Genomic DNA, 23,762 nt, shown 5'->3' with positions numbered 1-23,762 from the left:
GACGGTGAAAGTCCTCTACCGCGGACCCCGGGCATCGGGCATCTCGGCGTAGATCCGGCAAGGCGCGGCTTCCACGCCGGCCAGGCGCACGAACGGGGCCCGCAGCTCGAATCGGTCGCCGACCGCGCCGAGGTTGGTGGCCTGCTCCACGATCGGGATGTCGTTGCCGAGCAGGGCTCGATGCACGACGAAGTCCTCCGAGGTGAAGTCGGGCGTGACGGCGCACTCCTCTTCGAAGAAGTCGACCACGACCGCCTTGGGGCGAATGGAAGCGAGCCAGCGCGCAGCCTCCTCAGTGAGGAACGGTGATCGGGTGTAGTAGCCGGGGAAGCGGCCCCACCAACGGTCCGTCCAACCCGTGCGGACCACCACGATGTCGCCTTCGGCGGGCGGGTTGCCGGCGGCCCGGAGGCGGTCGGCACCGATCGCCTCCCGCTCGCCGGCGTCGTGCACGTCGATCACGACGGCGGGTCCGCACACCTCGTCGAGCCTGAGGGCCTCGATCGCTCGGCCCGACTCGACCACGTGCAGCGGGGTATCGACGTGCGAACCGGTGTGCAGGAGGGCGGCGAGGCGGCTCGACTGCCAGTGTCCCGGCCCCCTCGTGACCGTCTCGAGCACGACCGGAGGGCTGCCGGCAGCCGGTGGCCCCAGGGTCGTGGCATCCACCGTCACGCTCAGGTCCACGATCATCGCTCCGCTCCTTCCCCTCGACCGATCGCCGATGCGTTCGTCCTCGCCCCGGGCCCCGGCAGGAACCTCCCCGGTCGGGACCCGAAGGGCACGCCGTTCGCGGCGATCTCCTCACCTCGCAGGAACACCGAGACGACGTCGCCCTGGGTGCGCAGCCCGGCGAACGGGGTCCAGCCCGCCTTCGAGATCACGTCGTCGTTGCTGATGGTCACCCACGCCTCCGGATCGACGAGCACGATGTCGGCGTCGGCTCCAGGGTCCAGGTGACCCTTGCGCTCCGAGAGGCCGTAACGGCGTGCCGGTTCCAGGGAGTACCGGCGCACGAGATCGTGCCAGCGCAGACGTCCCTTCGCGACCGCGTCGAGCATCAGCCGCATCGTCGTGTCAAGGCCCGGGAGCCCGAACGGAGCCCCCCAGATGCCTCCCTCGGACTTCTGGGCAACCGTCGACGGCGCGTGGTCGGAGGCCACGTGCGTCAAGACCCCGTCGGACAGCAGTCGCCACATCGCCGCCCGATCGTCCGACGAGCGGTTCCGTGCCGGCGGTGTGAACTTCCGGAACGGACCGTGCCGCTCCACTTCGTCCTCATCCAGCAGGAGGTACTGGGGACATGCCTCGGCAGCGATGAGCGCCCCTCGTGCCCGCGCTGCCTCGACGAGCCGGGCGACCTCGGGCGAGCTCACGTGTGCGATCGTGATCCGCGCACCCGCCGCTCCGGCCGCCTCGGTGACCGCCCGGACCGCTCGAAGCTCTGCCTCGGGCGACCTCCACTCGACGAGCAGAGCCGGGTCCTCGCGTCCCTCGGCCCGGAGCGCGGCTTCCGCCTCGGCGGTCGATCGCTCGTCCTCGCAGTGCACGAGACAGACGCCGTCGAAGCTCGCGACCCGATCGAACACCGATCGAAGCGTGGGCCCTTCGATACCCGGGACGCCATGGGTCGTGCAGGTGAAGACCTTGAAGAACGTCACGCCCGCGGCCCATGCCGGTTCCAGTGCGTGCAACCGATCGGGCCAGACGTGTGCGGCGAGGCCGAAGTCCACGTGTGAGCGGCCACGCACCGATGCGAGCTTGTCCGAGAGTTCGTCGGCGGTCCGGACGGGATGTGCATGGGTGTGCTCCACGATCGTGGTGACCCCGCGCGCCGCCGCGGCCGCCGTTCCCGTCGGGAAGTCCTCTCGTTCCGTCGCTCCCGGATCCATCAGGTGGACGTGGGTGTCGACCATGCCCGGCATGACGAGCAGGCCGGCGGCGTCGACGGTCCGTCGGCCAGCAGGTGAGGCCCCGCGACGGACGATCCGGGCGATGCGACCGTCGCTGACGAGCACATCGCCGCGCCGAGTGCCGTCGGCCGTCACGATCACGCCCCCCACGATCGCGAGATCCGGTTCGATGCCCATGGACCACCTCTCCGGTCGACTGGTCGGCCGTTCCCGGCCTGACCAAAGTTATACATAATGTGCTATGTATAGACCTCCGAGATCGGATGGAGGGACGGAGGGTCGATGACGTCGGAACCATGGCACACCGATCGTTGGTTCACGAGCCCGTGGAACTTCTTGCCGGAGGTGACCGAGGGGTTCGACCTGCCGTCGCAGGTGCAGGTGCACGACGTCACCCTGCGTGACGGTGAGCAGCAGGCCGGGGTCGTCTTCACGGCCGACGAGAAGCTCCGCATCGCCGAGGCGCTCGCGGAGGCCGGGGTCCACCGGATCGAGGCCGGCCTGCCCGCGGTGTCACCCGCCGACGACGAGGCCGTCCGGCTCATGGTCAAGGCGGGGCTGCCCTCGGAGATCTACGCGTTCAGCCGGTGCATGGTCGACGACGTCAAGCGCGCGGCCGACTGCGGCGTCACCGGAGTGGTGATGGAGATCCCCTCGTCGCACCACCTGATCGAGCAGGCGTACCGCTGGCCGGTCGAGCGCGCGATCGACGCCTCGGTCGAGGCGACCTCGCTCGCCCACGAGCTCGGCCTCAAGGTTTCGTTCTTCCCGATCGACGCCACCCGGGCCGGACTCGCGGAGTACCTCGACCTGCTGGAGAAGGTCGCGACCGACGGGCACGTCGACGCCGTCGGCCTCGTCGACACGTTCGGCGTGCTCTCGCCCCACGGCGTGCAGCTGTTCGTCCGGCGCACCCGGGAGCGCCTGGGCGTGCCGCTGGAGACCCATTTCCACATGGACTTCGGCCTCGGGGTCGCCAACACCCTCATCGCGATCGCCGAGGGTGTCGAGGTGATCCAGACGACCGTGACCGGCATCGGGGAGCGCGCCGGCAACACGCCGATGGAGGAGACGGTGCTCGCCCTGCTCACGATGTACGGGCTCGACACCGGCATCCGCACCGAGCGCTTCTTCGATCTGTCGAAGATGGTGATGGAGATCGCGGGCGTCTCGCAGCCATCGAACCGCCCGGTCGTGGGCGAGCGTCTCTACAACGTGGAGTCGGGCATCATCACGACCTGGGTGCGCAACGTCGGTGACGAGCTGACCGAGAGCTTCCCCTACCGGCCCGAGCTCGTGGGTCAGCCGGCCCCGGTGCTCGTGCTCGGTAAGGGCTCCGGCATCGACTCGGTCGCCGCGGCGCTCGAGCGGCTGGGTTTGTCGGCCACCGACGAGCAGGCCCTCGCGATCCTCGACGAGGTGAAGGCTTGTTCGCTGCAGACGAAGGGCCTGGTCGACGACGAGGCGTTCACCGCGATCGTCGAACGGGTCACCGCTTGAGCTCTCGACAGGAGGAAGGAACGTCGGCATGAAGGAAGCGTTCGGCTACGCCAACATCGAGTGGAAGCGGGGCATCGACTGGGACGCCGTGCGCGCGTACCGGCTCGATCGGGCACGCGACGCGATGGCCCGCCACGGCCTCGGCGCGATGCTGCTGATGTACGACGAGAACATCCGGTACGTCACCTCCACCCTCACCCCGGGGTGGAACAAGCTGAAGCCGGGGCTGCGCTACGCGGTGCTCGTGGAGGGCAAGGAGCCGATCCTGTACGAGCAGGGAGACATCGGCATCCACATCAAGGCACACTCCCCGTGGATCCCCCAGGAGAACGTGCGGCACTCATTCGCATGGATCAAGGGTGCCGCGGGACCGGCCGCACAGATGCAGGTCGACAAGTTCACCGACGCGCTGGTCGGCGACCTCGAGGACGCCGGCGTCAGGGACAAGCCGCTCGGCGTGGACTTCATCGACATCACGATGATGAAGACGTTCGAGCGTGCCGGCATCACCTGGACCGACGGCATGACCCCGATGATGGAGGCCCGTGCCGTCAAGAGCCCCGACGAGCAGAACTGCTCGCGCATCGTGGGGTCGATCTGCGACGCGCTGCACTACGAGATGACCCAGTTCATCCGCCCCGGACTCACCGAGAACCAGGTGGCGGCCCACGGGTTCGAGTACCTCTACTCGTTCCCCGGCGTGGAAGACGTCGAGGACGTGATCGTCTCCTCGGGCCCCAACGCCTGGCCGAATTGGCGGAACTTCTCCGACCGCATCATCCGCCCGGGCGAGCTCGTGATCATCGACGTCGCGGCGTTGACCTGGAACGGGTTCAAGTCGTGCGTCTATCGCACGTACTGCGTCGGCGGGAAGCCGACCGACGAGATGAAGAGCTACTACGACACCGCGCTGACGTGGTTGCGCGACTCGATCGACGCGGTGAAGCCCGGCGTCACCACGCGTGACATCGCCTCGAAGTGGCCGAGCGCGATGGACACCTGGGGCTACGAGGACGAGGACGAGGCCGCCGCGAACCTGTGGGGCCACGGGCTCGGGCTCGCGCAGTACGACCAGCCTGTGATCTCGCGCATCTGGTCGCTCGACCACCCCATCGAGATCAAGCCGGGCATGGTGTTCGCGCTCGAGACCCAGCACGGAAAGGTCCACGATTTCGGCGTGCGCCTCGAGGAGATGCTCGTCGTCACCGACACCGGGCACGAGCTGATCACCTCGTTCCCGATCGACGAGATCACGGTCGTGGACTGATCGTGCCGGACCTGCTCACCCTCGACGATCCGCGGGCGTGCGAGATCGCGGTCTCCGGAGCCAAGGCTGCCGGTCTCGCGGAGGCCGTGGCTCGCGGCCTGCCGGTGGTGCCGGGTGTCGTCGTCCCGGCCGACGCGCTGGCGCCCGCGGTCGCCGAGGGGAGGAACGCGCTGAGCCGGAGCCCCGCCGCCGCGCGGCTCGCGGTCGCCGGGGCTCGTATCGACGCCTCTGTGCTCGAGGCGCTGCATGCCGCGTGCGTGGGCTTCCGGCACGGCGCGATCGTGCGATCGTCGAGTCCGCTCGAGCGGGATCCGCGGTGGTCGGGAGCCTTCGCGACCTATCACGAAGTCGGGCCCGACGACCTCCGAACAGCGCTGTTGGGATGCGCGGCGTCGCTGTTCTCCCGCGACGTCGTCGCCCGTGCCGACGAGATGGGGATGTCGCCGACCGATCTCTCGGTCGCGGGCCTGATCCAGCCCTGGCTGCCGTTCGACGGTGGTGGCACCGCGTCAGTGGCGAGCGACGGCGTGGTGACCGTCCACGGCGCGCGCGGTGACCCTGCGATGCTCGTGTCCGGCCGCGCGCAGGGGGGAAGTGCGACGGTGGCCGTCGACGGCCGGGTCGAGGGACACCTCGTGGCTGAGGGCTTCGCGCCGGTCGTGGTGTTGGGGGTCGCGGAGCTGGCGCGGCGGGTCGTCGACCGCCTCGGCGCCAGCGTGATCGAGTGGGGGATCGCGGACGCCGAGATCCGTCTGTTGCAGGTCAGGAACCCGGTGGCGGCACCGGCCCCCCCCTTCCATCTCGAGGAGCCCGCCCGGCCTTCGACCACGATGGAGCGACGGCTCGCGCGGCTCGCCCTGCGGTTCCCCGGGCCGATCGGGGAGCTGACCGTGCTGCCGTGGGCGGTGACCTTCGACGAGCCGCTCGATCCGGCGCCGACCGTCGTCACCGATCCGACCGCTGCGTACGAGCGGATCCTCGCTGATGCCGCCGAGCTCCGTGCGCACGTCTGGGGGACCGACCCCCAGACTGCGGGCGCATCGTGGTCCGAGGCGGCTCGCACCCTTCTGTCGGGTGACGCCGACGGGTCGGATCCGGACACCTTCGGTCGGCTCCGCCGGCCTGATCGTGCCGTGGCGGCCCGGCTCCTCGGTTCGATCCGAGGGCTCGGGGAGGCGCTGGTGGGCAGGGGCGCGCTCTCCCACCCGGAGACGATCTGGCGCCTGACGCCTCACGATCTCGAGTTGGCGGCGCGCGATGCGAGTGACCGGGCGACGATCTCCCACGGACCTGATCGATGGGAGCCGTTCATCGCCTCGGTGGTGTTCGCAGGCGGCGAGGTGTCCGTGGGTCTCCCCGTCGCCCCCGGTGTCGGGGCGGGCGTGGCACACCCCCTGGTCGCCGGAGCCGGCCGCCCCGGCCCGCGGGCGGTCCTGATCGCCCAACGCCCGCTGCCGCAGATCGCGCCCCTGCTCTGGGGGTGTGCGGGGCTCGTCACGATCGAGGGGAACGAGGGGGCTCACCTGTTCGAGGTGGCCCGATCCCTCGGGGTGCCCGCGGTGACGAGCCTGCGCCTGGGCGTGTCCGGTGCGCCCGCGCCGGACACGCCCGTGGCGGTCGACGGTGACCGCGGCACCGTCGCCCTCCTCGAGGCCGACCCGGTGACGGAGCGGCTGATGACGGTGGAGGCGAGAGCGTGAACGAGCGCGGCAGCGGTGGAGAGACGGCCGACCGGCGGCGTCGTCCCGAGGGCACGGTGACGATCGACATCCATTGCCATGTCGGGTCGACCGACGCCGACCAGATGGCCCGGCCGTCCTTCTCGCCGGAGAAGGATCCGTTCGTGCACTTCGCGGGTCCGGCGAGCGCCGCGTACAACGAGCGGCACTTCGCGGAGATCGTGCCGAAGCTCACCGTGGTCCAGGAGCGGCTCGCCGACATGGATCGCATGGGCATCGACATCCAGGCGATCTCCGTGGCGCCACCCCAGTACTACTACTGGGCCGAGCCCGATCTCGGCCAGAAGCTCGCCCGGATGCAGAACGACAACATCGCGAGCGTGGTCGCCGAGCATCCCGACCGGTTCGTGGGGCTCGGCACGGTGCCCCTTCAAGACGTCGGCGCTTCGTTGGATGAGCTCGAACGCATCGCGGACGATCTCCGGTTCCCCGGCATCGAGATCTGCACGAACGTGAACGGCGACGACTTCGACGATCCGCGGTTCCTGCCGTTCTTCGAGCGCTGCCGTGACCTCGACCTGATGCTCGTCGTGCACCCGAACGGGTTCACCCAGGGTGAGCGTCTGGCTGCCTACTACCTGATCAACACGATCGGTATGCCGCTCGACTCGACCGTCTTCCTGGCTCGGCTGATCTTCGGCGGGGTCCTGGAGCGGGTCCCCGATCTCAAGATGTGCATCGTGCACGGCGGTGGGTACCTGCCGTCCTACCCCTCCCGTTACGACCACGCGTGGCGTGCGCGCGCCGACGTCCGCGAGTTCATCCCCGATCACCCGCCGAGCACCTACCTCAAGCGGCTGTACTTCGACACCATGCTGTACGACGCGTACGAGTTGGCGGCGCTGATCGAGCGGTACGGCGCCGACCACGTGCTGCTGGGTACCGACTACCCCTACGACATGGGCGAGGACGACCCCGTCGAGCTGATCTGTTCGATCGAGGGCCTCAGCGACGCCGAGCTGTCGCAGATCCTTGGCGGGAACGCCGCGCGCCTGCTGAACCTCGGGAGCTGACGATGGCGCTCGTGGTGGTCACCGACCACGTCTTCCCCCACCTCGACCAGGAGCGAGCGATGCTGGCCGCGGCGGGCCACGAGCTCCGCTTCGACGGCAACGCGTCCACACCGGACGAGGTCGCCGATGTCGTCCGCGGCGCCGCCGGGATCCTCAACTGCTACACCCCGATCCCCTCGGACCTCACGAGGTCGCTCGAGGGATGTCGGATCATCGCCCGCTACGGCATCGGCCTCGACACGATCGACGTCGCCGCCGCGACCGAGGCGGGGATCGTCGTGACCAACGTGCCCGACTACTGCATCGACGAGGTCTCCGACCACGCGCTCGCGCTGATCATGGGGCTCACCAGGGGCATCGTGCGGCTCGATCGCCGGGTGCACATGGGCTCGTGGAGTCCGATGGACGCGTCGCCGCTGCATCGCCTGCGCGGCCGCACCCTCGGGCTCGTCGGCTTCGGCAGGATCGCACGCGCCCTCGCCGCGAAGGCGTCGGCGGTCGGCTTCCGGGTGCTGGCGTTCGACCCGTTCCTGCCCGACGAGGCCATCGCCGATGCGGGTGCCGAGCCACGGGACCTCGCCACCCTGCTGGCGGGCGCCGACGTCGTGTCGTTGCACGCGCCGCTCACCCCCGACACCCATCACATGATCGGCACTGCCGAGCTTGGGTCGATGCGCCCGGGCGCGGTCATCGTGAACACGTCGCGCGGCGGGCTCGTCGACCTCGACGCGGTCCGCGAGGCGCTGTCTGGGGGCACGCTCGGCGGCGTGGCGCTCGACGTGATGGAGCAGGAACCGCCGGACCCCGACGACCCGTTACTCACGCACCCCGGCGTGATCATCACGCCGCACGCGGCCTTCTACAGCGAGGAATCGATGGCGGAGCTGCAGCGCAAGGCCACCGAGCAAGTGATCGACGCCTTGGCGGGCAAGGTGCCTCCCTACGCCGCGAACGCCCGCGAGCTCGGGCTCACCAGCGCCTGACCGACAGAGCTCCTCATCACGCCGAACCGACCGAGGCGGCAGAGACGATCGCCTGCCATCTGCCCCCGCGACGGGCCACGTCGACATCGAGACCGAAGCAGCGGCGCAGGTGCGCCGGCGTGAGCACCGCGTCGATCGGGCCCGCCGCGGTCAGCCGGCCGCCGCGGAGCAGGGCCGCATGCGTCGTCGAGGGCGGGATCTCCTCGAGGTGGTGCGTCGCGATCACCACCGCGAGCTCGCCGTCGCGCGCGACCGATCGCTCGATCGCCTCGATCAGCGCCTCGCGGGCCGGCAGGTCGAGGCCGGCCGCCGGTTCGTCGAGGACGAGCAGTTTCGGCTCGCCGAACATCGCGCGCGCCAGCAGCACGCGCTGTCGCTCGCCCTGGCTGCACGTCTCGAAGATCCGGTCGGCGAGAGGGCCACAGCCCACGTCGTCGAGGCGGGCACCGGCGCGTGCCACGTCGGCATCGTCGTACTCCTGGAACCACGGAGACAGCGCCGCACGCTTCCCGGTGAGCACCACGTCGATCACTCGCAGGTGTGGAGGGAACATCTCCGAGAGCGCGTGACTCGTATGGCCGATGTCGGCGTGCAGGCTGCGGACGTCGCCGCGTCCGAAGGTGAGGCCGAGCACCCGCGCGGTGCCCGACGACGGCTGCCGCCTCGCACCGATGATCGTGAGGAGCGTCGTCTTACCTCCGCCGTTGGGCCCGAGCAGAGCCCACCGCTTGCCGGGCAGGATCGAGAGCGACACAGGCCCCAGCACGGTCGTGCCGTCGATCCTCACGACGACGTCGCGGAGCTCGATGAGTGAGGTCGGTCCGGGCATCGTCGGCTCGGGAGACTCAGTCGGCCCCGGCGCCGTCGCGCTCGGCGCCGTCGGTCGCGCGGGCGCTCAGCTGCTCGGCCAGCTCACCCGATGCGTGCCGCAGATGGTCGCGGATCGCTCGCTGTGCCGCCTTCGCGTCGCCACGGATGCAGGCATCGAGGATCTCCTGGTGCTCGCCGTTGGCCTGATCCGACGGCTTGCGGCTGGCCACGAACATGTAGATGTACGGGGTCGAGGCGTCGCGCAGGTTGTCGATCAAGGAGCTGAGGTGCGGTCGATTGGCGCACTCGTAGAGCTTCAGGTGGAACTCGTCGTTCAGCCGCAGCCACCGCCGGGCGTCGGTGGTGCGCCGCATCCGGTCGATCAGCTCGTTCAGGTCCTTGGCGATCGCCGGCGTCAGACGGTCGATCGCATGCTTGACCGCGAGCGACTCGAGCACCTCGCGGATCTCGTAGTACTCCAACAGATCCTCGGCCGTCGGATGGAAGACCACCGCTCCGCGGTGCGGATCGATCCGCACGAGCCCCTCGGCCTGGAGCTGGGCGAACGCCTCTCGCACAGGGGTGGTGCTCACCCCGAACCGTTCGGCCACCTCGTTCTGGCGCAGCCTGGTGCCGGGGGCCAAACCGCCTTCCTGGATCTGGTCGCGGAGCATGCCCGCGACCACCTTGGCGGTGGTGTTCCGCCCCAGCACGGTCTTCGCCCTCGCTCCCATGGTCAATCCCGCCCGTACGATATCCGATACACGTTCACGCTCCGGGAGCCGATCCGACGGCCCCCGTGCCGGCGACGTCGAGCACCGCGCGGCCCACCACCCGACCCGCCTCGAGCGCATCGAAGACGTCGTTCACGCGTTCGAGGGGTGCCACCGTCCCGACGACCGGTCGAACCGCGCCCGCGGTCACGAGGCGGACCGCGCGTTCGAGATCGTCACGGTGCGCGTACCGAGAGCCCACGAGCTCCAGCTCGCCCAGCACGAACCGCGGGGTCGGCACGCTGATCGCGGTCGTCGGGGAGTACCCGACGCCGACGATCCGGCCGCCCTCTCGGACGAGCCGGATCGCGAGCGCGATCGTGGGCTCGTGACCGACGGTGTCGAGGACCACGTCGACGCCCTCGCCGTCGGTCGCGTCGAGGAGACCCTCGATCGCCGAGCCGTCGGCGCTCGAGCGGGCGTCGATCCCGACCTCCGACGCCGCCGTCAGCGTCGGCCCGTGGAGGTCGAAGCCGACCACGGTCGCCCCGGCGCTGACGGCGATCTGCGCCGCATGGATGCCGACACCTCCGAGCCCGAGCACGGCGACCCGCGCACCCGCCCGGACGCCGCCTCGGGTGACCACGGCTCGGTAGGCGGTGCCGAGGGCGCATGACATCGGTGCGGCCCGCACGGGATCGATCGGCTCGGGCACCTCGATCAGCCGGTCGACGGGGACCGCGAGTCGCTCCTGGAACCCCCCGGGGTGGGTGAAGCCCATCCAGGCCTCGAGTCGCGTGCAGAGGGTCTCGTCGCCTCGGCGGCACGAGGCGCAGCGCCCGCACGGCCAGTAGTGGAAGACGGTCACGAGCCGGCCCTCGGGCACCAGGCCTCGAGGATTGGTGCCGAGCACACGGCCGGCGACCTCGTGTCCCGGCACGTGGGGAAGGGTCAGGTCCGCGCTGTACGGCATCTGGCCGCGAGCGGTCTTGACGTCGCTGAAGCAGACCCCGCACGCGAGCACCTCGAGCAGTGCGTAACCGTTCGGCACTTCCGGCTCCGGCACGTCGATCGGCGTGAGCGGCTCGCCGTAGGCGGTGACGGCCATCGCCCTCATCACGCCGCCTCAGAGACGTCGACCACAATCTTCAGGGTGTCGGGGCCACCGCCGCGGGCGAACGCGTGGCCAACGTCTTGCAGGGGCACCCGGTCCGTCACGAGCGCTTCGAGGTCGACAGCGCCCGCGGCGACCGTCGCCACCGCGGCCTCGAGGTCCTGCGGCGTGGCCGCCCTCGGGCTCAGCACCGCGAGCTCCTTGTAGTAGAGCTGGTAGTACGGGAACGCCCCCTCCGCCTCGGTGATCGTGCCGTAGGCGAGGATGCGACCGCCGGGCCGAGCGATCCGCACCGCCTGGGCGAGGGTCGCCACGGTGCCGGCACACTCGATGACGACGTCCGCGCCCCCGTCCGTGACCTCGCGCACGACGTCGTCGGCGTCGTGGGTGTCGGCCGCAACGACCGTCGCGCCCATCGCCTCACCGAGGGCGAGCTTGGTCGCCGAGCGGCTGATGCCGACGATCGGCACAGCACCCGCCGCGCTCGCCAGTTGCACGTGCATCAGCCCGGTCACGCCGAGGCCGATCACGGCGACCGACGCGCCGGAGCCGACGTCGGCCATCGCCTGTCCGTGCACGCACGTGGAGAGCACCTGGATCGACGGCGCCGTCGTGTCGGAGACCCCTTCGGGCACCGGATGCAGATTGGGGGATGGCACGAGCAGCGTCTCCTGCAGCCCTCCGTCACGATCGCGTCCGAGCAGCCAGCCCGACGTGCACAGGTTCCCTCTGCCTCCCCGGCAGAGCGCGCACGCCCCACACGTGACGCTGGGATCCACCACGACCCTCGTGCCGGCCGCCAGATCGCCGGACGTCGTCACGCCGACGATCTCGTGGCCGAGGATCCTGGGGTAGGCCACCGGGATCGAGCCGTGGAAGATGCTGAGGTCGGTGCCGCAGATGCCGACGGCGCGGACATCGACCGCCGTGTGCCCGGGCCTGGGCGCCGCGGTCTCCACGTCGCGTAGCGCGATGTGCTCGGGACCTTCCAAGACCATCGCTCGCAGGGCGGAGGCTCCTTCCCGGTGGACTCGAGCGCGGACTCGGCCGGAATGCTCGGCGGGCCCGCCACGGAACGTACATAATATACTGTCCGGACAGCCGGGATCGCTCGATGACTCGTGAAGGGAGGCGGCGCCCGTGGCGCACTACCTCAAGGAACGCACCGGTGTGTCCCCGGAGGCCTGGGAGGAGATCCGGGCGACGGTGAGCGAGATCCTCTCCGCGGTCGAGCGGGAGGGGGAGGCGGCGGTCCGGCGATACTCCGTGCGGTTCGACGGCTGGAGCCCCGAGCGGTTCCGCGTCTCCCAGGACGAGATCCTCGCGGCCCAGGACGCGCTCAGCGACGAGCTCCGAGAGCACGTCGCGTTCACCCAGGCGCAGGTGCGCAACTTCGCCGAGCTTCAGCGCTCCACCCTCGTCGACATGGAGTGGGAGACGCTGCCGGGGGTCACGCTGGGCCAACGGTTCCTGCCGGTGGCATCGGTCGGCGCCTACTCGCCGGGTGGCCTCTACCCGCTGATCGCCTCGGCGATCATGACGGTGGTGACGCCCCGCGTGGCCGGCGTCGAGCGCGTCGTGGCGTGCGCCCCCCCTCGTGATCCGAGCGGGATGCACCCACCGCAGCTCTACGCGATGGCCACCTCCGGGGCCGACGAGATCTTCTGTATCGGCGGCGTGCAGGCGTTCGCGGCGATGGCCTTCGGCATCGAGGATCTCGAGCCCACCGACATGCTGATCGGTGCGGGCAACGCCTACGTCGCCGAGGCGAAACGACAGCTCTTCGGCACGGTGGGCATCGACCTGCTCGCGGGCCCCACCGAGGTCATGGTGCTCGCCGACGACACGGGCGACCCCGACCTCGTGGCCGCCGACCTCCTCGGCCAGGCCGAGCACGGGCCGACCTCGCCGGCGACGCTCATCACGACGTCCGAGCGACTGGGCCGCGAGGTGGCGGACGCCGTGGACCGATGGCTCGAGGGGGAGTGGCCCACGAAGGACGTCGCGGGCACCGCATGGCGCGACCACGGAGCGATCATCGTGTGCGAAGACGACGAGGAAGCCGCTCAGGTCGCCGACGAGATCGCGCCCGAGCACCTGGAGATCCACACCGAGGACCCCGATCAGTACCTGAAGCGGCTGGGCTCCTACGGCACCCTGTTCCTCGGCACCCATGCGACCGTGGCGTATTCCGACAAGTCGATCGGTACGAACCACGTGCTGCCGACCCGCCGGGCAGCCCGCTACACGGGCGGTCTGTGGGTCGGGAAGTTCCTGAAGACGGTCACCTATCAACGGGTCTCGGCCGAGGGTTCCGCGCGGGTCGCGGCGACGGCCGCGGCGATCTCAGATGCGGAGCTGATGTTCGGCCACGCGCTCACCGCGAGGCTCCGCCTCGATCCCGAGCGGTTCCCCGACGCGATGCCGGCGATCCCACCGGACGAGTCGATCCGGTAGCCCATGACGGTGGGTCGTCCGGTCGTCGTCGTGACGGGTGCGACCAGGGGCATCGGTCGAGCGACCGCACTCGCGCACGGGCGTGCAGGGGCCGACGTGGTGCTGGCCGGGCGCGACGCCGATGGCCTCGAGGCCACCGCGGCGTCGCTCGAGGAGATCGGAGCCGGGTCGTCGTGCGTGCCCACCGACGTCACCGACGAGGCGCAGGTGGACGAGCTCGCCCGTCGATCGCTGGAACGTTTCGGCAGGGTCGATGCGTTGGTCGCCAACAGCGGCGTGGGAGGGCCCTCGGGGCCACTCTGGGAGCTCGGCCGTGACGAGTGGGATGCGACGTTCGCCGTGAACGTCACCGGGGTATTCCTGTGCGCGCGAGCGTTCCTGCCCTCGATGCTCGAGCGGGGGTCGGGTGCGATCGTCGTGATCGGCTCGATGACCGGGAAGCGACCGCTCTGGGGTCGGACCCCGTACGCCGCCAGCAAGCTGGCCCTCGTCGGCCTCGTGCGCACCCTCGCGCTGGAGACTGGATCGTTGGGCGTGCGCGTGAACCTCGTGTCGCCGGGTCCCGTGGCGGGCGAGCGCATGGAGTGGGCGTTCGAAGCCCAGGCGAAGGGCAGGGGTGTCTCGGTCGACCAGGCGCGCCGGGAGATGGTCGAGCAGATCCCGATCGGTCGGCTGGTGGAACCCGACGAGGTGGCGCAGGCCGTGGTCTCGTTGACGATCGGGGGCAACGCGGCGATCACGGGGATCGACCTGAACGTGAGCGGCGGCATGGTGACCTACTGAAGGGAGTTCCGATGTCGAGGATCGTCGATCTTTCACAGGAGATCTACACGGGGATGATGGTCTACCCCGGGCACCTGAAGACCGTGCTCTTCGACCACGCGTCGCACGAAGAGACGGCGCCTCGGTTCGACAGTGGGTTCTCGTTCCAGACCAAGGGGTTCCTGATGAACGACAACGGTCCGACCCACGTCGATTCGTTCAGCCACCTCGACCCCGACCCGTCGGCCCAGACGATCGACGAGATGCCGCTCGACCTGTTCTACGGCGAGGCGGTCTGCATCGACGTCACCGGCGCCGAGCCGCGCACCGACATCGGCGTCGAGCGCGTGGAGCAGGGTCTGACCGATGCGGAGCAGGAGGTGCGACGTGGCGACATCGTGCTCTTCCACACGGGCACGGCCACGAAGTACGGGGGCACCCCCGAGTACGTCAGGGAGTTCCCGGGCCTGGGGGCCGATGTCGCCGACTGGATCGTGGCGCGAGGTGTGAAGTCGTTCGGCATCGATACGTGTACGCCCGACAACCCTTCGAGCCGCGTCTACCCGATCCACATGATGGGACGCGCCCACCACATCACCCACTACGAGAACCTCACGAACCTCGATCGCGTGGTGGGGCGCCGGTTCACCTTCATCGGCCTGCCGTTGAAGCTCAAGGGCGCGCACGGCGGCCCGACCCGTGCGGTGGCGGTGCTGGATGACTGACGCCGGTCGACCCGGGGTCGGCGATCGGGCGCCGACGTTCACGCTCCGCAAGACGTTCGAGGAGAAGGTCTCGCTCGAGCACCTCCTCGAGGGAGGACCGCTGCTGCTGGCGTTCTACGTCTTCGACTTCGGCTCCGTCTGAAGCACCGAGCTGTCCCAGTTGGGGCAGGCTGCGCCTCGGGTCGAGGCGGTGGGTGGGTCGATCGCGGCCGTGGCGGTCACTGCGACCTTCTCGCAGATGGCGTTCGCGAAGCACCTCGGCGTGTCGTTCCCGTTGCTGTCCGACTGGAGCCGGGAGACGTGCGGAGCCTACGGCGTCCGGTACGACGTGTGGAAGGAGCACGAGGGGCTCGCGAAGCGGTCGCTGTTCGTGATCGATCGTGGGGGGGTGATCCGTTATCGATGGGTGAGCGAGGACGCCCTCGTGACCCCCGACGAGCAGGAAGCGATCGACGTCATGGCGTCGCTGTGACCTGTGGCACCGTTGTCCGGTCCGACCACAATCCGATCCCGACGCCCACGAGCACCAGCACGAGCGCCGCGAGGACCGTTACGGTCAGCGGCTCCTCAGTGAACGCGACCGACGTGGCGAGCCCGACGACCGGCACGGCCATGAACGCGAGGTTCGTGGTGACCGCGGGCATGCTCCGCCCGACCGTGAGCAGGCCCCACAGCCCGAAGGCCGAACCCAGGACGACCTGGTAGGCGACGATCGCGATGGTCGTCGGTTCCCATGGCACCCGGGGTGGCCCCTCGATCGCCCACGCGAGGAGCGTGAGCGGCACGGCGGCGACGATCAGCTGCCACGGCATCAACGCGAGCGGCGAGCCGGCCCACCGATGGGCCCGCACGTGCACCGAGGTCCCCGCGTTGGCCACCGCCGCGAGGAGGAGCATCGCGATGCCGGCGATGGTGCGGGCGTCGCGCCAGGCGAGCGACCACGGCTCGAGCAGCAGCACGAGACCGGCGCACCCCAGGGCGACGCCGGCGATCCTGCGGGGCGTGGGATGCTCGTGGAGGACGACGGCCGCCATCGGCACGGCCCAGAGCGCCGACGTGTACACGACGATCGCCGACCGGCCGGGCGCCACGATCTCCAGCGCGAGGAAGACGAGACCCGTCACGAGGGCGAGGTGGGCCAGTCCGACGCTCAGGACCACTGGCCGATCCTGCCTCGCCGGGCGCTGCATGCCGCGTGCGAGTCCGAGCACGATGGTGACCACCGCCGCGGCGCCCGCAACCCTCATCGCCGCGAGCCACAGGGGCGGCACGAGCTCGACGCCTGCGGCCATGATCGGCCAGTTGGCACCGAGCGCGAGCACCGTGGCGGCGGCCACGAGATAGACGGCCGGACGCCGCATCACGGGGGGCTCGGTCGGCCGCCGGTGCGTACCCCAGGCCCAGTCGCGGACGGTCGTCACCCGCTACTCGAGCAGGCGCTCGTCGTACTCGACGCGCGACAGGATCCGGGGGGCGTCGTCGGTGACCAGGACCATGTCCTCGATCCGCACGCCGCCCCCGCCCCGCACGTCGGGCACCCACACGAGGGGTTCCACGGCGAAGACCATGCCGGGACGCAGCTCGATCACGGTCGAACCGGGCATCGTCTCGCCGACGTAGGGCGGCTCGTTCGCGCCCATGCCGATGCCATGGCCGATGAACAGGCTGAACATGTGCTCGGCGAACCCGTGCTCCGCGACCTTCTCGATGACCGCGTCGGCGACCTCCTGGTTCGTCCGGCCGGGGCGCATCCGCTCGATGCCGGCCATGAGGCCCTCGTAGACGGCGCGATACACGCGGCGCTGCATCGCGGTCGGCTTCCCCACGATCGTCGTTCGGCCGATGTCCGCGAAGTACCCGTTCCACATCGCGCCGATGTCGATGAAGCAGAGATCCCCGTTGCGCACGATCTTGTCCGTGCAGATGCGGTGGGGTGGCGACATGTGCTCCCCGGAGGCGACGAAGGGGGTGATGACGTGGGCCATCTCCCCGCCGAGGTGGTACAGGGTCTGCATCGCATCGCCAGCGAGCTCGTTCTCACGCCGTCCGGCGTGTGCCCCGTCGAGTGCGCGCTGGGTCACCGAATCGCCGATCGCGCAGGCTTCCTCGATGATCGAGATCTCATCGTCCGACTTGATCAGGCGGACCCGCTGCATCAGGAGATCGCCGTCGGCCGGTTCGATGTCGGGCAGGTGGGCGGCCATCGACTCGACGAGCGACCAGTTCACCTGGTCGACGCCCATGCGGGCCGAGGTGACCCCGTGCTCGGCCAACAGCGGCGCAAGTACCGAGGTGACGAAGCCGTCGACGAGCTCGCGTTGCTCCATGATCGGGATCGGATGCGCGGCAGCCAGCCAGGACATGCCCATCGACGCCTTGTCGATCTCGCCGCCCGAACACAGCAGCACCGGGTCGGCGCCGTTCACCAGGAGCACCCCGTTGAGGGACGTCATCTTCCCCGCGATCAGCTGGGCGCGGAGCGACGTCAGGTAGCGGACGTTCTCGTCCTTCCACAGCAGGAGCGCGTCGAGGTCGGAGGATCGCAGCGCTTCCTGCACCGATGCGACTCGGTGACGCCGGAGCCGGTCGAAGTCGATCCGGTCTTCCCAGTCGACCGCCGACGTGCCCCTCGCGTAGCCCCCCATGGGTCCTGTATCCTACATCTTGTCTGATGACGAGCACGTGGGTAGATGCTGGTGAGGACCTGGAGCGGCATACCGCCCACGAATTCGTTCGTGAACGGCTCCGACGCGCGATCCTGCGCGGCGATCTTTCGGGCGGGGAGCGGCTGATCCAGGCCGACCTCGCCGAGATGCTCCACGTCAGCACGACGCCGGTGCGAGAGGCCCTCCGCGATCTGGCCACCGAGGGCCTCATCACCCTCGATCGCCATCGCGGCGGTGTCGTGCGCGAGCTCAACTGGGACGACATGGACGAGATCGGGCAGATCCGTCGTCAGCTGGAGCCGCTCGCGATGAGGCTCGTGATCGAGCGGATCGACGAGGCTCAGATCCGCGAGGCGGAGCGCCTGCTGCAACGCATGTCGAAGGAACGCGACGTCGGTGACTGGGTCGAGCTGAACCGGGCGTTCCATCTCGTGTTCCACGAGGCCACCGGCAACGCACGGCTGACCGCGATCATGAAGGGGCTCGAGGAGTCCGTCGCGGTGTACGTGGCGCAGGCCCAGCGCACGCATCCGGAGATGCGCCGCCTGGCCGACGCTGGGCACGCCGCGCTCGTGGAGGCGGTCCGCGCCCGCGACATCGACCGGGCGGTGCAGGTGATGGTGGAACACGTCGGGATGCCGATCGAGATGACCGAACACGCCGAGCGGCCGGTTCGTTGACCGCGGCATCTGCGCCCGTGCGCCTGGGCGTCGTCGGCCTCGGATGGTTCGGCGGCGTGCTGGCCGAGAGCGCCCGCGCGACCGGCGTGGCCGAGGTGGTCGCCTGCTTCGCACGCTCACCCGAGGCGCGGGCCACGTTCGCACGCGCGCACGGCTGTCGCGAGGCAGAGAGCGACGAGGCGCTGCTCGGGGCCCCGGACGTCGACGCGGTCATGCTCGCGACCCCGCATTCGACCCACGCCGACATGATCGAGCGAGCTGCCGACGCCGGGAAGCATGTCTTCGTCGAGAAGCCCCTCGCGCTGACGGTCGCCGATGCCGAGCGGGCGGTCGCCGCCACCGCGGCGGCGGGCGTCGTGCTTCAGGTGGGACACAATCGCCGGCGGCAGCCGGCCAATCGAGCGATCGCCTCGATGATCGAGCGGGGGGAACTCGGCACGGTCCTGCATCTCGAGGGCACGTACTCGGTGCCCGGCGGCCACAAGCCCGATCTGCCGGCCTGGCGGAGCGACCCGGCTGAATGCCCCGCCGGCAGCATGACGGCGCTCGGGGTCCATACCGTCGACACGTTCGCCGCATGGGTCGGCCGGGCGTCGCGGGTCGCGGCCTTCACGGCGCGGATCGCCGCGATGACGCCCCTCGACGAGGCGACCACCGTGATGATCGAGTACGCCTCGGGCCAGCTCGGCACGATCAGCACGTCGTACTTCACGCCGGCGATGAACACCGTCGCCGTGTTCGGCACCGAGCGGGCGGTCTGGAACGAAGAGGACGGCACGCGGCTGTTCGTGCAGGCCCGAGGGGAACCGTCGCGGACCGAGCAGCCGGTCGAGACCCTCGACACCATCACGGACGAGATCGCGGAGTTCGCTCGCTGCATCACCGACGGTGACGTACCGGAGACGGGCGGTCCGGCCGGGCTCGAGGTCGCCGCCGTCCTCGAGGGCATCGTGCGCAGCGCCTCCTCAGGGTGCGCGGTCGAGCTCGACGACCTGCGGGCGATCCCGTGAAGGGGATCGTATGAAGCGCCATGATCCGGACGGTGTCGCCGGTCCGTTCGCGAGTTACTCGCACGGGATCGAGCTCGACGAGCCGGTGCGGTTCCTGTTCGGCGCCGGCCAGGTCGGCGTCGACGCACAGGGCAGGATCGGCGAGGGTATCGAGGAACAGGCCACGCTCGTCTGGCGGAACATCGAGACGGTCCTCGGCGACGCCGACATGCGCATCGACCACATCGTGCAGCTCACGATGCTGCTGCTGCATCGCGAAGACTATGCGGCCGCCCGGGAGGTGCGCGAACGAGCCCTGGGCGAGCATCGGCCCGCGTCGACCCTCATCTACGTGAACGGTCTCGCGAACCCGCGGTGGCTGATCGAGATCGACTTCGTCGCCGCGGCGCCACGATGAGCCGGTCGCCGCGACATCGCACGGATGCTCACGCGCAGAGGAGGAACCGATGATGGAACAGGGCACGATCGGGACGGGACCCGCCGAGGTGCCGGACCCGGGGGAGAGCTCGTTCGATCCCGCCGCGTACGCGGATGAGCTCGCCGCGGCGCCGGACAACCACGAGCTGGGCACGTCGCTCTGGTTCGAGAACGAGCGGATCCGGGTGTTCGAGGTCCGTCTCGAGCCGGGTCAGCGCGGCCCCTTTCACGTCCACGACCGAACCTACTTCTGGACCGTGGTGGAACCGGGGAGAGGGCTGCAGCGCTTCGCCGACGGCAGGTTCGTCGTCCGCGACTACGAGCTCGGGGAGACGAAGTATCTGGTGCATTCCCCCGAGGACGCGCTCGTCCACGACCTGGAGAACGTCGGCGCGACGACGTTGCGCTTCGTCACGGTCGAGCTGAAGGGCTAGGCATGGTGGGGCCCACGAGCGGGCCGAAGGTCGCGGTCGTCGGCGGTTCGCTCGGCGGCTTGATCACCGCGCTGCAGCTGCGCGACGCCTCGTGCGACGTCCAGGTGTTCGAACGCTCGCCCACCCCGCTCGAGGGCCGGGGAGCGGGGATCGTCCTGCACCCCGTCACCACGGCGTACTTCGAGCAGCACGGCCTGATCGACCTCGGGCAGGTGAGCTCTTCTGCTCGCGTGCTTCGATACTTGACGGCCGCCGGCGACGTGCAGCTCGAGGAGCCGATCGCCTATCGGTTCACCTCCTACGCCACGCTCTACGCCGCGCTCGTCGGCTTCCTCGAGCCCGGCCGATACCACCTGGGCCGGGAACTGACCGGCGTCGACGACCGCGGTGACGGCGTGCGGATGTCGTTCCGCGACGGGGCGACGGAAGACGCCGATCTGGTGGTCGGCGCCGACGGGGTCCGCTCGACCGTGCGTTCGCTGCTCTTCCCCGACGTCCGACCCGGGTACGCCGGCTACGTCGGATGGCGTGGCACGCTGGCGACCGATCGGCTGCCCGCGTCGGCGCGCGAGGCGCTCGGCGGGGTCCTCGCCTACCACGTCGGTGATCGCACGCACGTCCTCTCGTACGAGATCCCCGACCCCGAGACGCGCGACGGCCGGTCGATGAACTGGGTCTGGTACCGCAACGTCGCCCCGGGTCCGCCGCTCGTGGCGCTCCTCACCGACCGCGAGGGGGTCCGCCACGACCTCTCCCTGCCGCCGGGAGCGGCTCGCGCCGAGCACGTGGGAGCGCTCTCGTCGGCGGCCACGGTGCTGCCGCCGCCCTTCCGGGATGTCGTGCGTGCGACCGAGGAGCCGTTCGTGCAGGTGATCGTCGACATCGAGGTGCCGTCGATGGTGGTCGGCCGGGTCTGCATCGTCGGCGACGCGGCCTTCGCGCTCCGTCCGCACGTCGCGGCCGGCACGGCGAAGGCGGCCGCCGACGCGCGCGCACTCGCCGACGCCCTGCGCGAGGCCGACGGGGAGATCGATGCCGCACTCCGCAGGTGGGAACCGGATCAGCTCGAGCTCGGCCGCGCCGCAACCCGACGCACGCGCGAGGTGGGGGAGCGCGCGCAGGTCACGGGATCGTTCGAACCGGGAGACCCGACGGTCGCGTTCGGACTCCGCGCGCCGAAGGACGGCAACTTCCCCGACGTGCCGCCCGCTAGTTGAGGCGCTGGGTATCGCCGCCGTACCAGTCGACGCCTTCGGGAGCGGTCCGGACCGTGATCGTGCGGATGTTCGTGAAGTCGTGGAACGACTCCCAGCCGCCCTCCCGGCCGGTCCCGCTGTCCCGGACGCCGCCCCACGGCGCGGCCGGGTCGAGACGATGGTGGTCGTTCACCCAGACGAGTCCGTGCGAGGATCGTTCCGCGACCCGCAGCGCCCGTGCGACGTCCTTGGTCCAGATCGACGACCCGAGTCCGTACGGCGAGTCGTTGGCCTGGCTGACGGCATCGTCCTCGTCGTCGAACGGCACGACGACCGCCACGGGACCGAAGATCTCTTCCCGCGCACATCGCGTGTCGTTCGTGAGCCCGGCGATCACCGTCGGCTCCACGAAGAACCCCCCCTCGAGCCCCTCGACGACCGGGATGCCTCCACCGGTCAGCACCTCACCGCCTTCCGCCGCGCCGAGTTCCACGTAGCCCAGCACCCGATCGCGTGCGGCCTGGGAGATCAGCGGCCCGAGTTGCGTCGCGGGATCGAATGGATCGCCGATGCGGATCGAGCGTGCGATCTCGACCAACGCCCGGACGAACTCGTCGTGGATCGTGCGCTGCACCAACAGCCGGCTGCCGCAGATGCACGTCTGTCCGGCGGCGACGAACGCCCCGAACGCGACACCCTTCGCCGCCTCCTCGACGTCGACGTCGTCGAAGACCATCACCGGGGTCTTGCCGCCGAGCTCGACCGTCACCTTCGCGAAGTGCTCCGAGGCGGCTCGTGCGACCGCGCGACCCGCGGCCGTGCCGCCCGTGAAGGTCACCTTCCCCACGCTCGGGTGCGACGCGAGGCGCGCGCCGGCCACGGCGCCGATGCCTGGGATCACGTTCATCACCCCGGCGGGGATGCCGGACTCCAGGGCGATCCGTCCGAGCAACAGGCTCGTGAGCGGTGTGAGCTCCGAGGGCTTCAGCACGACGCTGTTCCCGGTGGCGAGCGCCGGGGCGAGGCTCTTCGAGCCGATCATCATCGGGTGGTTGAACGAGCTGAGGATGCCCACCACGCCGATGGGAAACCTCGTCGTGTACGTGTGGTAGGGGCCAGGCATCTGGATCACATCGGTCCGGTCTGCCATCAGCAGGGCGGCGTTGTAGCGGTACCACTCCGGCAGGCGGCCGAGCTGCGCCTTCGTCTCGCCGATCGGCCGGCCGTTGCACAGGGTCTCGAGCTGGTACAGGTCGTCGATGCGCGCCTCGATCGCGTCGGCGAACACGTTGACCGCCCGCGCGCGCGCCGCCGGCGTCATGCGGCTCCAGGCGCCGCCGTCGAAGACATGCTGGCCGGCGGCGACCGCCGCATCGACCTCGTGCTCGCCGGCGCCCGCCACATCGACCACCTGGCGACCGGTCGACGGGTCGGTGACGGGGATCCGCTCGCCGGACGCGGCCCCGACCCATTCCCCGCCGATCAGCAGCTCGCGGGGGACGTCGATCGACGAGAGGACCTCTTCCCCGCGCGTGGCGGGCTCGCGTGCATGTTCGACCACCATTGGCCCGTCCTCCTCAACTCGCGATCGACGATGCCTTCGCGGCCGCCGTCTCGGCCTGCATCGTCTCGAACCGCCCGAGGAGCTCCGCCTGCATCGTGGCGACGTTCGTGTCGGAAGCCTTGCGGGGTCGCGGCAGGTCGACGTCGACATCGGCGTAGAGTCGGCCGCCGGGCGCCAGCACGATGATGCGGTCGGCGAGCTGCACCGCCTCGGCGACGTCGTGCGTGACGAAGAGCACCGTCTTCTTGGTCTGCGTCCAGATGTCCTGGAGCTGCTCGCGCAGGCTGCGTGCGGTGATCGCGTCGAGGTGGCTGAACGGCTCGTCCATCAGCAGGAGGTCGGGTTCGACCGCGAACGCGCGGGCGATCCCGACGCGCTGCTGCATGCCGCCCGACAGCTGCGCGGGGAACTTGTCGCCGGCGCCGTCGAGCCCGACCATGTCGAGGTACCGCTCGGCGCGCGCACGGGCCTCGCTCCCCGTGTCATCGATCACGTAGAGCATGTTCCGCATCACGGTCCGCCATGGGAGGAGCCGTGGATCCTGGAAGACGTACCCGAGCCGCGCAGGCCGGTCGCCCTCGGCAACGGTGACCGTGCCCGCGCTCGCCGTCTCGACGCCCGACAGGATGTTCAGCAGGGTGCTCTTCCCGCATCCCGACGGCCCCACGACCGAGACGAACACGTGACCCTCCACCGTGAAGCTGAGGTCGTCGATCGCCCTCGTCGATGTCGAGCCGCGCTCGATCGCCGGGAACGTCTTCTCCAGATGGTCCACCGTCAGCGTGGCCACTCGCTCGCT

Annotated in this window: 25 protein-coding genes; 15 read left to right on the top strand and 10 right to left on the bottom strand. The window is 70.2% G+C overall.

Annotated elements, in window-relative coordinates; all coding sequences use genetic code 11:
- Positions 1-15: 15 nt before the first annotated feature.
- Positions 16-693 (bottom strand): cyclase family protein, encoded by a 678-nt coding sequence (locus VFI59_03790; GenBank protein HET6712812.1) that lies wholly within the window; start codon positions 691-693, stop codon positions 16-18.
- Positions 690-2,090 (bottom strand): amidohydrolase family protein, encoded by a 1,401-nt coding sequence (locus VFI59_03785; GenBank protein ID HET6712811.1) that lies wholly within the window; start codon positions 2,088-2,090, stop codon positions 690-692. The genes VFI59_03790 and VFI59_03785 overlap by 4 nt, the downstream gene beginning before the upstream one ends.
- 105 nt (positions 2,091-2,195) lie before the next feature.
- On the opposite strand from VFI59_03785, the gene VFI59_03780 reads away from it, so the two are divergent.
- Genes VFI59_03780 through VFI59_03760 form a run of 5 tightly spaced genes read left to right on the top strand, consistent with a single transcriptional unit; the run spans position 2,196 to position 8,415 of the window.
- Complete coding sequence (locus VFI59_03780; GenBank protein ID HET6712810.1) at positions 2,196-3,413, top strand: pyruvate carboxyltransferase; 1,218 nt, start codon at positions 2,196-2,198, stop codon at positions 3,411-3,413.
- A gap of 28 nt (positions 3,414-3,441) precedes the next feature.
- Positions 3,442-4,680 carry a Xaa-Pro peptidase family protein gene (locus tag VFI59_03775; protein ID HET6712809.1) on the top strand — a complete coding sequence of 413 codons (1,239 nt, stop codon included), beginning with the start codon at positions 3,442-3,444 and terminating at the stop codon, positions 4,678-4,680.
- A 2-nt stretch (positions 4,681-4,682) separates the two neighbouring features.
- Positions 4,683-6,380, top strand: coding sequence for a PEP-utilizing enzyme (locus VFI59_03770; protein ID HET6712808.1), 1,698 nt, complete (start codon positions 4,683-4,685; stop codon positions 6,378-6,380).
- Positions 6,377-7,432 carry an amidohydrolase family protein gene (locus VFI59_03765; protein ID HET6712807.1) on the top strand — a complete coding sequence of 352 codons (1,056 nt, stop codon included), beginning with the start codon at positions 6,377-6,379 and terminating at the stop codon, positions 7,430-7,432. The genes VFI59_03770 and VFI59_03765 overlap by 4 nt, the downstream gene beginning before the upstream one ends.
- A 2-nt stretch (positions 7,433-7,434) precedes the next feature.
- A complete protein-coding gene (locus VFI59_03760) occupies positions 7,435-8,415 on the top strand; it encodes a C-terminal binding protein (protein HET6712806.1) in 981 nt (326 codons plus the stop codon).
- Positions 8,416-8,431: 16 nt separating this feature from the next.
- On the opposite strand, the gene VFI59_03755 is transcribed toward VFI59_03760, so the two are convergent.
- The 4 genes from VFI59_03755 to VFI59_03740 are packed head-to-tail and all read right to left on the bottom strand — an operon-like array spanning position 8,432 to position 12,050.
- Positions 8,432-9,244 (bottom strand): ATP-binding cassette domain-containing protein, encoded by an 813-nt coding sequence (locus VFI59_03755; protein ID HET6712805.1) that lies wholly within the window; start codon positions 9,242-9,244, stop codon positions 8,432-8,434.
- A 16-nt stretch (positions 9,245-9,260) separates the two neighbouring features.
- Complete coding sequence (locus VFI59_03750) at positions 9,261-9,959, bottom strand: GntR family transcriptional regulator (GenBank protein HET6712804.1); 699 nt, start codon at positions 9,957-9,959, stop codon at positions 9,261-9,263.
- A gap of 34 nt (positions 9,960-9,993) precedes the next feature.
- Positions 9,994-11,055 (bottom strand): zinc-binding dehydrogenase, encoded by a 1,062-nt coding sequence (locus VFI59_03745; protein HET6712803.1) that lies wholly within the window; start codon positions 11,053-11,055, stop codon positions 9,994-9,996.
- Positions 11,055-12,050 (bottom strand): alcohol dehydrogenase catalytic domain-containing protein, encoded by a 996-nt coding sequence (locus VFI59_03740; GenBank protein ID HET6712802.1) that lies wholly within the window; start codon positions 12,048-12,050, stop codon positions 11,055-11,057. The genes VFI59_03745 and VFI59_03740 overlap by 1 nt, the downstream gene beginning before the upstream one ends.
- A 142-nt stretch (positions 12,051-12,192) precedes the next feature.
- Between VFI59_03740 and hisD the strand changes: the two genes are divergently transcribed.
- The 5 genes from hisD to VFI59_03715 are packed head-to-tail and all read left to right on the top strand — an operon-like array spanning position 12,193 to position 15,468.
- Positions 12,193-13,509 (top strand): histidinol dehydrogenase, encoded by a 1,317-nt coding sequence (hisD, locus tag VFI59_03735; GenBank protein ID HET6712801.1) that lies wholly within the window; start codon positions 12,193-12,195, stop codon positions 13,507-13,509.
- Positions 13,510-13,512: 3 nt separating this feature from the next.
- The gene (locus tag VFI59_03730; protein HET6712800.1) at positions 13,513-14,292 is read left to right on the top strand and encodes an SDR family oxidoreductase; all 780 of its coding nucleotides are present in this window, start codon (positions 13,513-13,515) and stop codon (positions 14,290-14,292) included.
- Between the two features lie 11 nt (positions 14,293-14,303).
- A complete protein-coding gene (locus VFI59_03725; protein HET6712799.1) occupies positions 14,304-14,996 on the top strand; it encodes a cyclase family protein in 693 nt (230 codons plus the stop codon).
- Complete coding sequence (locus tag VFI59_03720) at positions 14,989-15,138, top strand: hypothetical protein (GenBank protein HET6712798.1); 150 nt, start codon at positions 14,989-14,991, stop codon at positions 15,136-15,138. Before VFI59_03725 ends, VFI59_03720 begins: the two co-directional genes overlap by 8 nt.
- Positions 15,139-15,147: 9 nt before the next feature.
- Positions 15,148-15,468: a redoxin domain-containing protein gene (locus VFI59_03715; protein HET6712797.1), complete on the top strand. Its 321-nt coding sequence runs from the start codon at positions 15,148-15,150 to the stop codon at positions 15,466-15,468.
- Here VFI59_03715 and VFI59_03710 read toward each other — a convergent pair.
- On the bottom strand, positions 15,452-16,417 hold the full coding sequence (locus VFI59_03710) for a DMT family transporter (protein ID HET6712796.1): 966 nt from the start codon (positions 16,415-16,417) through the stop codon (positions 15,452-15,454). The genes VFI59_03715 and VFI59_03710 overlap by 17 nt on opposite strands.
- 3 nt (positions 16,418-16,420) lie before the next feature.
- The gene (locus VFI59_03705; protein HET6712795.1) at positions 16,421-17,641 is read right to left on the bottom strand and encodes a Xaa-Pro peptidase family protein; all 1,221 of its coding nucleotides are present in this window, start codon (positions 17,639-17,641) and stop codon (positions 16,421-16,423) included.
- A gap of 26 nt (positions 17,642-17,667) precedes the next feature.
- On the opposite strand from VFI59_03705, the gene VFI59_03700 reads away from it, so the two are divergent.
- The 5 genes from VFI59_03700 to VFI59_03680 are packed head-to-tail and all read left to right on the top strand — an operon-like array spanning position 17,668 to position 21,420.
- Positions 17,668-18,342 (top strand): GntR family transcriptional regulator, encoded by a 675-nt coding sequence (locus VFI59_03700; GenBank protein ID HET6712794.1) that lies wholly within the window; start codon positions 17,668-17,670, stop codon positions 18,340-18,342.
- A complete protein-coding gene (locus tag VFI59_03695) occupies positions 18,339-19,352 on the top strand; it encodes a Gfo/Idh/MocA family oxidoreductase (GenBank protein HET6712793.1) in 1,014 nt (337 codons plus the stop codon). The genes VFI59_03700 and VFI59_03695 overlap by 4 nt, the downstream gene beginning before the upstream one ends.
- A 10-nt stretch (positions 19,353-19,362) precedes the next feature.
- Positions 19,363-19,749 (top strand): RidA family protein, encoded by a 387-nt coding sequence (locus tag VFI59_03690; GenBank protein ID HET6712792.1) that lies wholly within the window; start codon positions 19,363-19,365, stop codon positions 19,747-19,749.
- Between the two features lie 49 nt (positions 19,750-19,798).
- On the top strand, positions 19,799-20,203 hold the full coding sequence (locus VFI59_03685) for a cupin domain-containing protein (protein ID HET6712791.1): 405 nt from the start codon (positions 19,799-19,801) through the stop codon (positions 20,201-20,203).
- 2 nt (positions 20,204-20,205) lie between these two features.
- A complete protein-coding gene (locus VFI59_03680; GenBank protein HET6712790.1) occupies positions 20,206-21,420 on the top strand; it encodes an FAD-dependent monooxygenase in 1,215 nt (404 codons plus the stop codon).
- Here the strand turns inward: VFI59_03680 and VFI59_03675 are convergent.
- Together VFI59_03675 and VFI59_03670 are read right to left on the bottom strand one after the other, a co-directional pair.
- Positions 21,413-22,963 carry an aldehyde dehydrogenase gene (locus tag VFI59_03675; GenBank protein HET6712789.1) on the bottom strand — a complete coding sequence of 517 codons (1,551 nt, stop codon included), beginning with the start codon at positions 22,961-22,963 and terminating at the stop codon, positions 21,413-21,415. The two genes, VFI59_03680 and VFI59_03675, sit on opposite strands and share 8 nt — an antisense overlap.
- 13 nt (positions 22,964-22,976) lie before the next feature.
- Positions 22,977-23,753: an ABC transporter ATP-binding protein gene (locus tag VFI59_03670; GenBank protein ID HET6712788.1), complete on the bottom strand. Its 777-nt coding sequence runs from the start codon at positions 23,751-23,753 to the stop codon at positions 22,977-22,979.
- Positions 23,754-23,762: the final 9 nt, after the last annotated feature.

This window comes from Actinomycetota bacterium (genome assembly GCA_035697485.1).
GTDB lineage: Bacteria > Actinomycetota > UBA4738 > UBA4738 > HRBIN12 > JAOUEA01.
The sequence above is the reverse complement of the archived record's forward strand: the minus strand, read 5'-3'. Positions and strand labels throughout refer to the sequence as shown.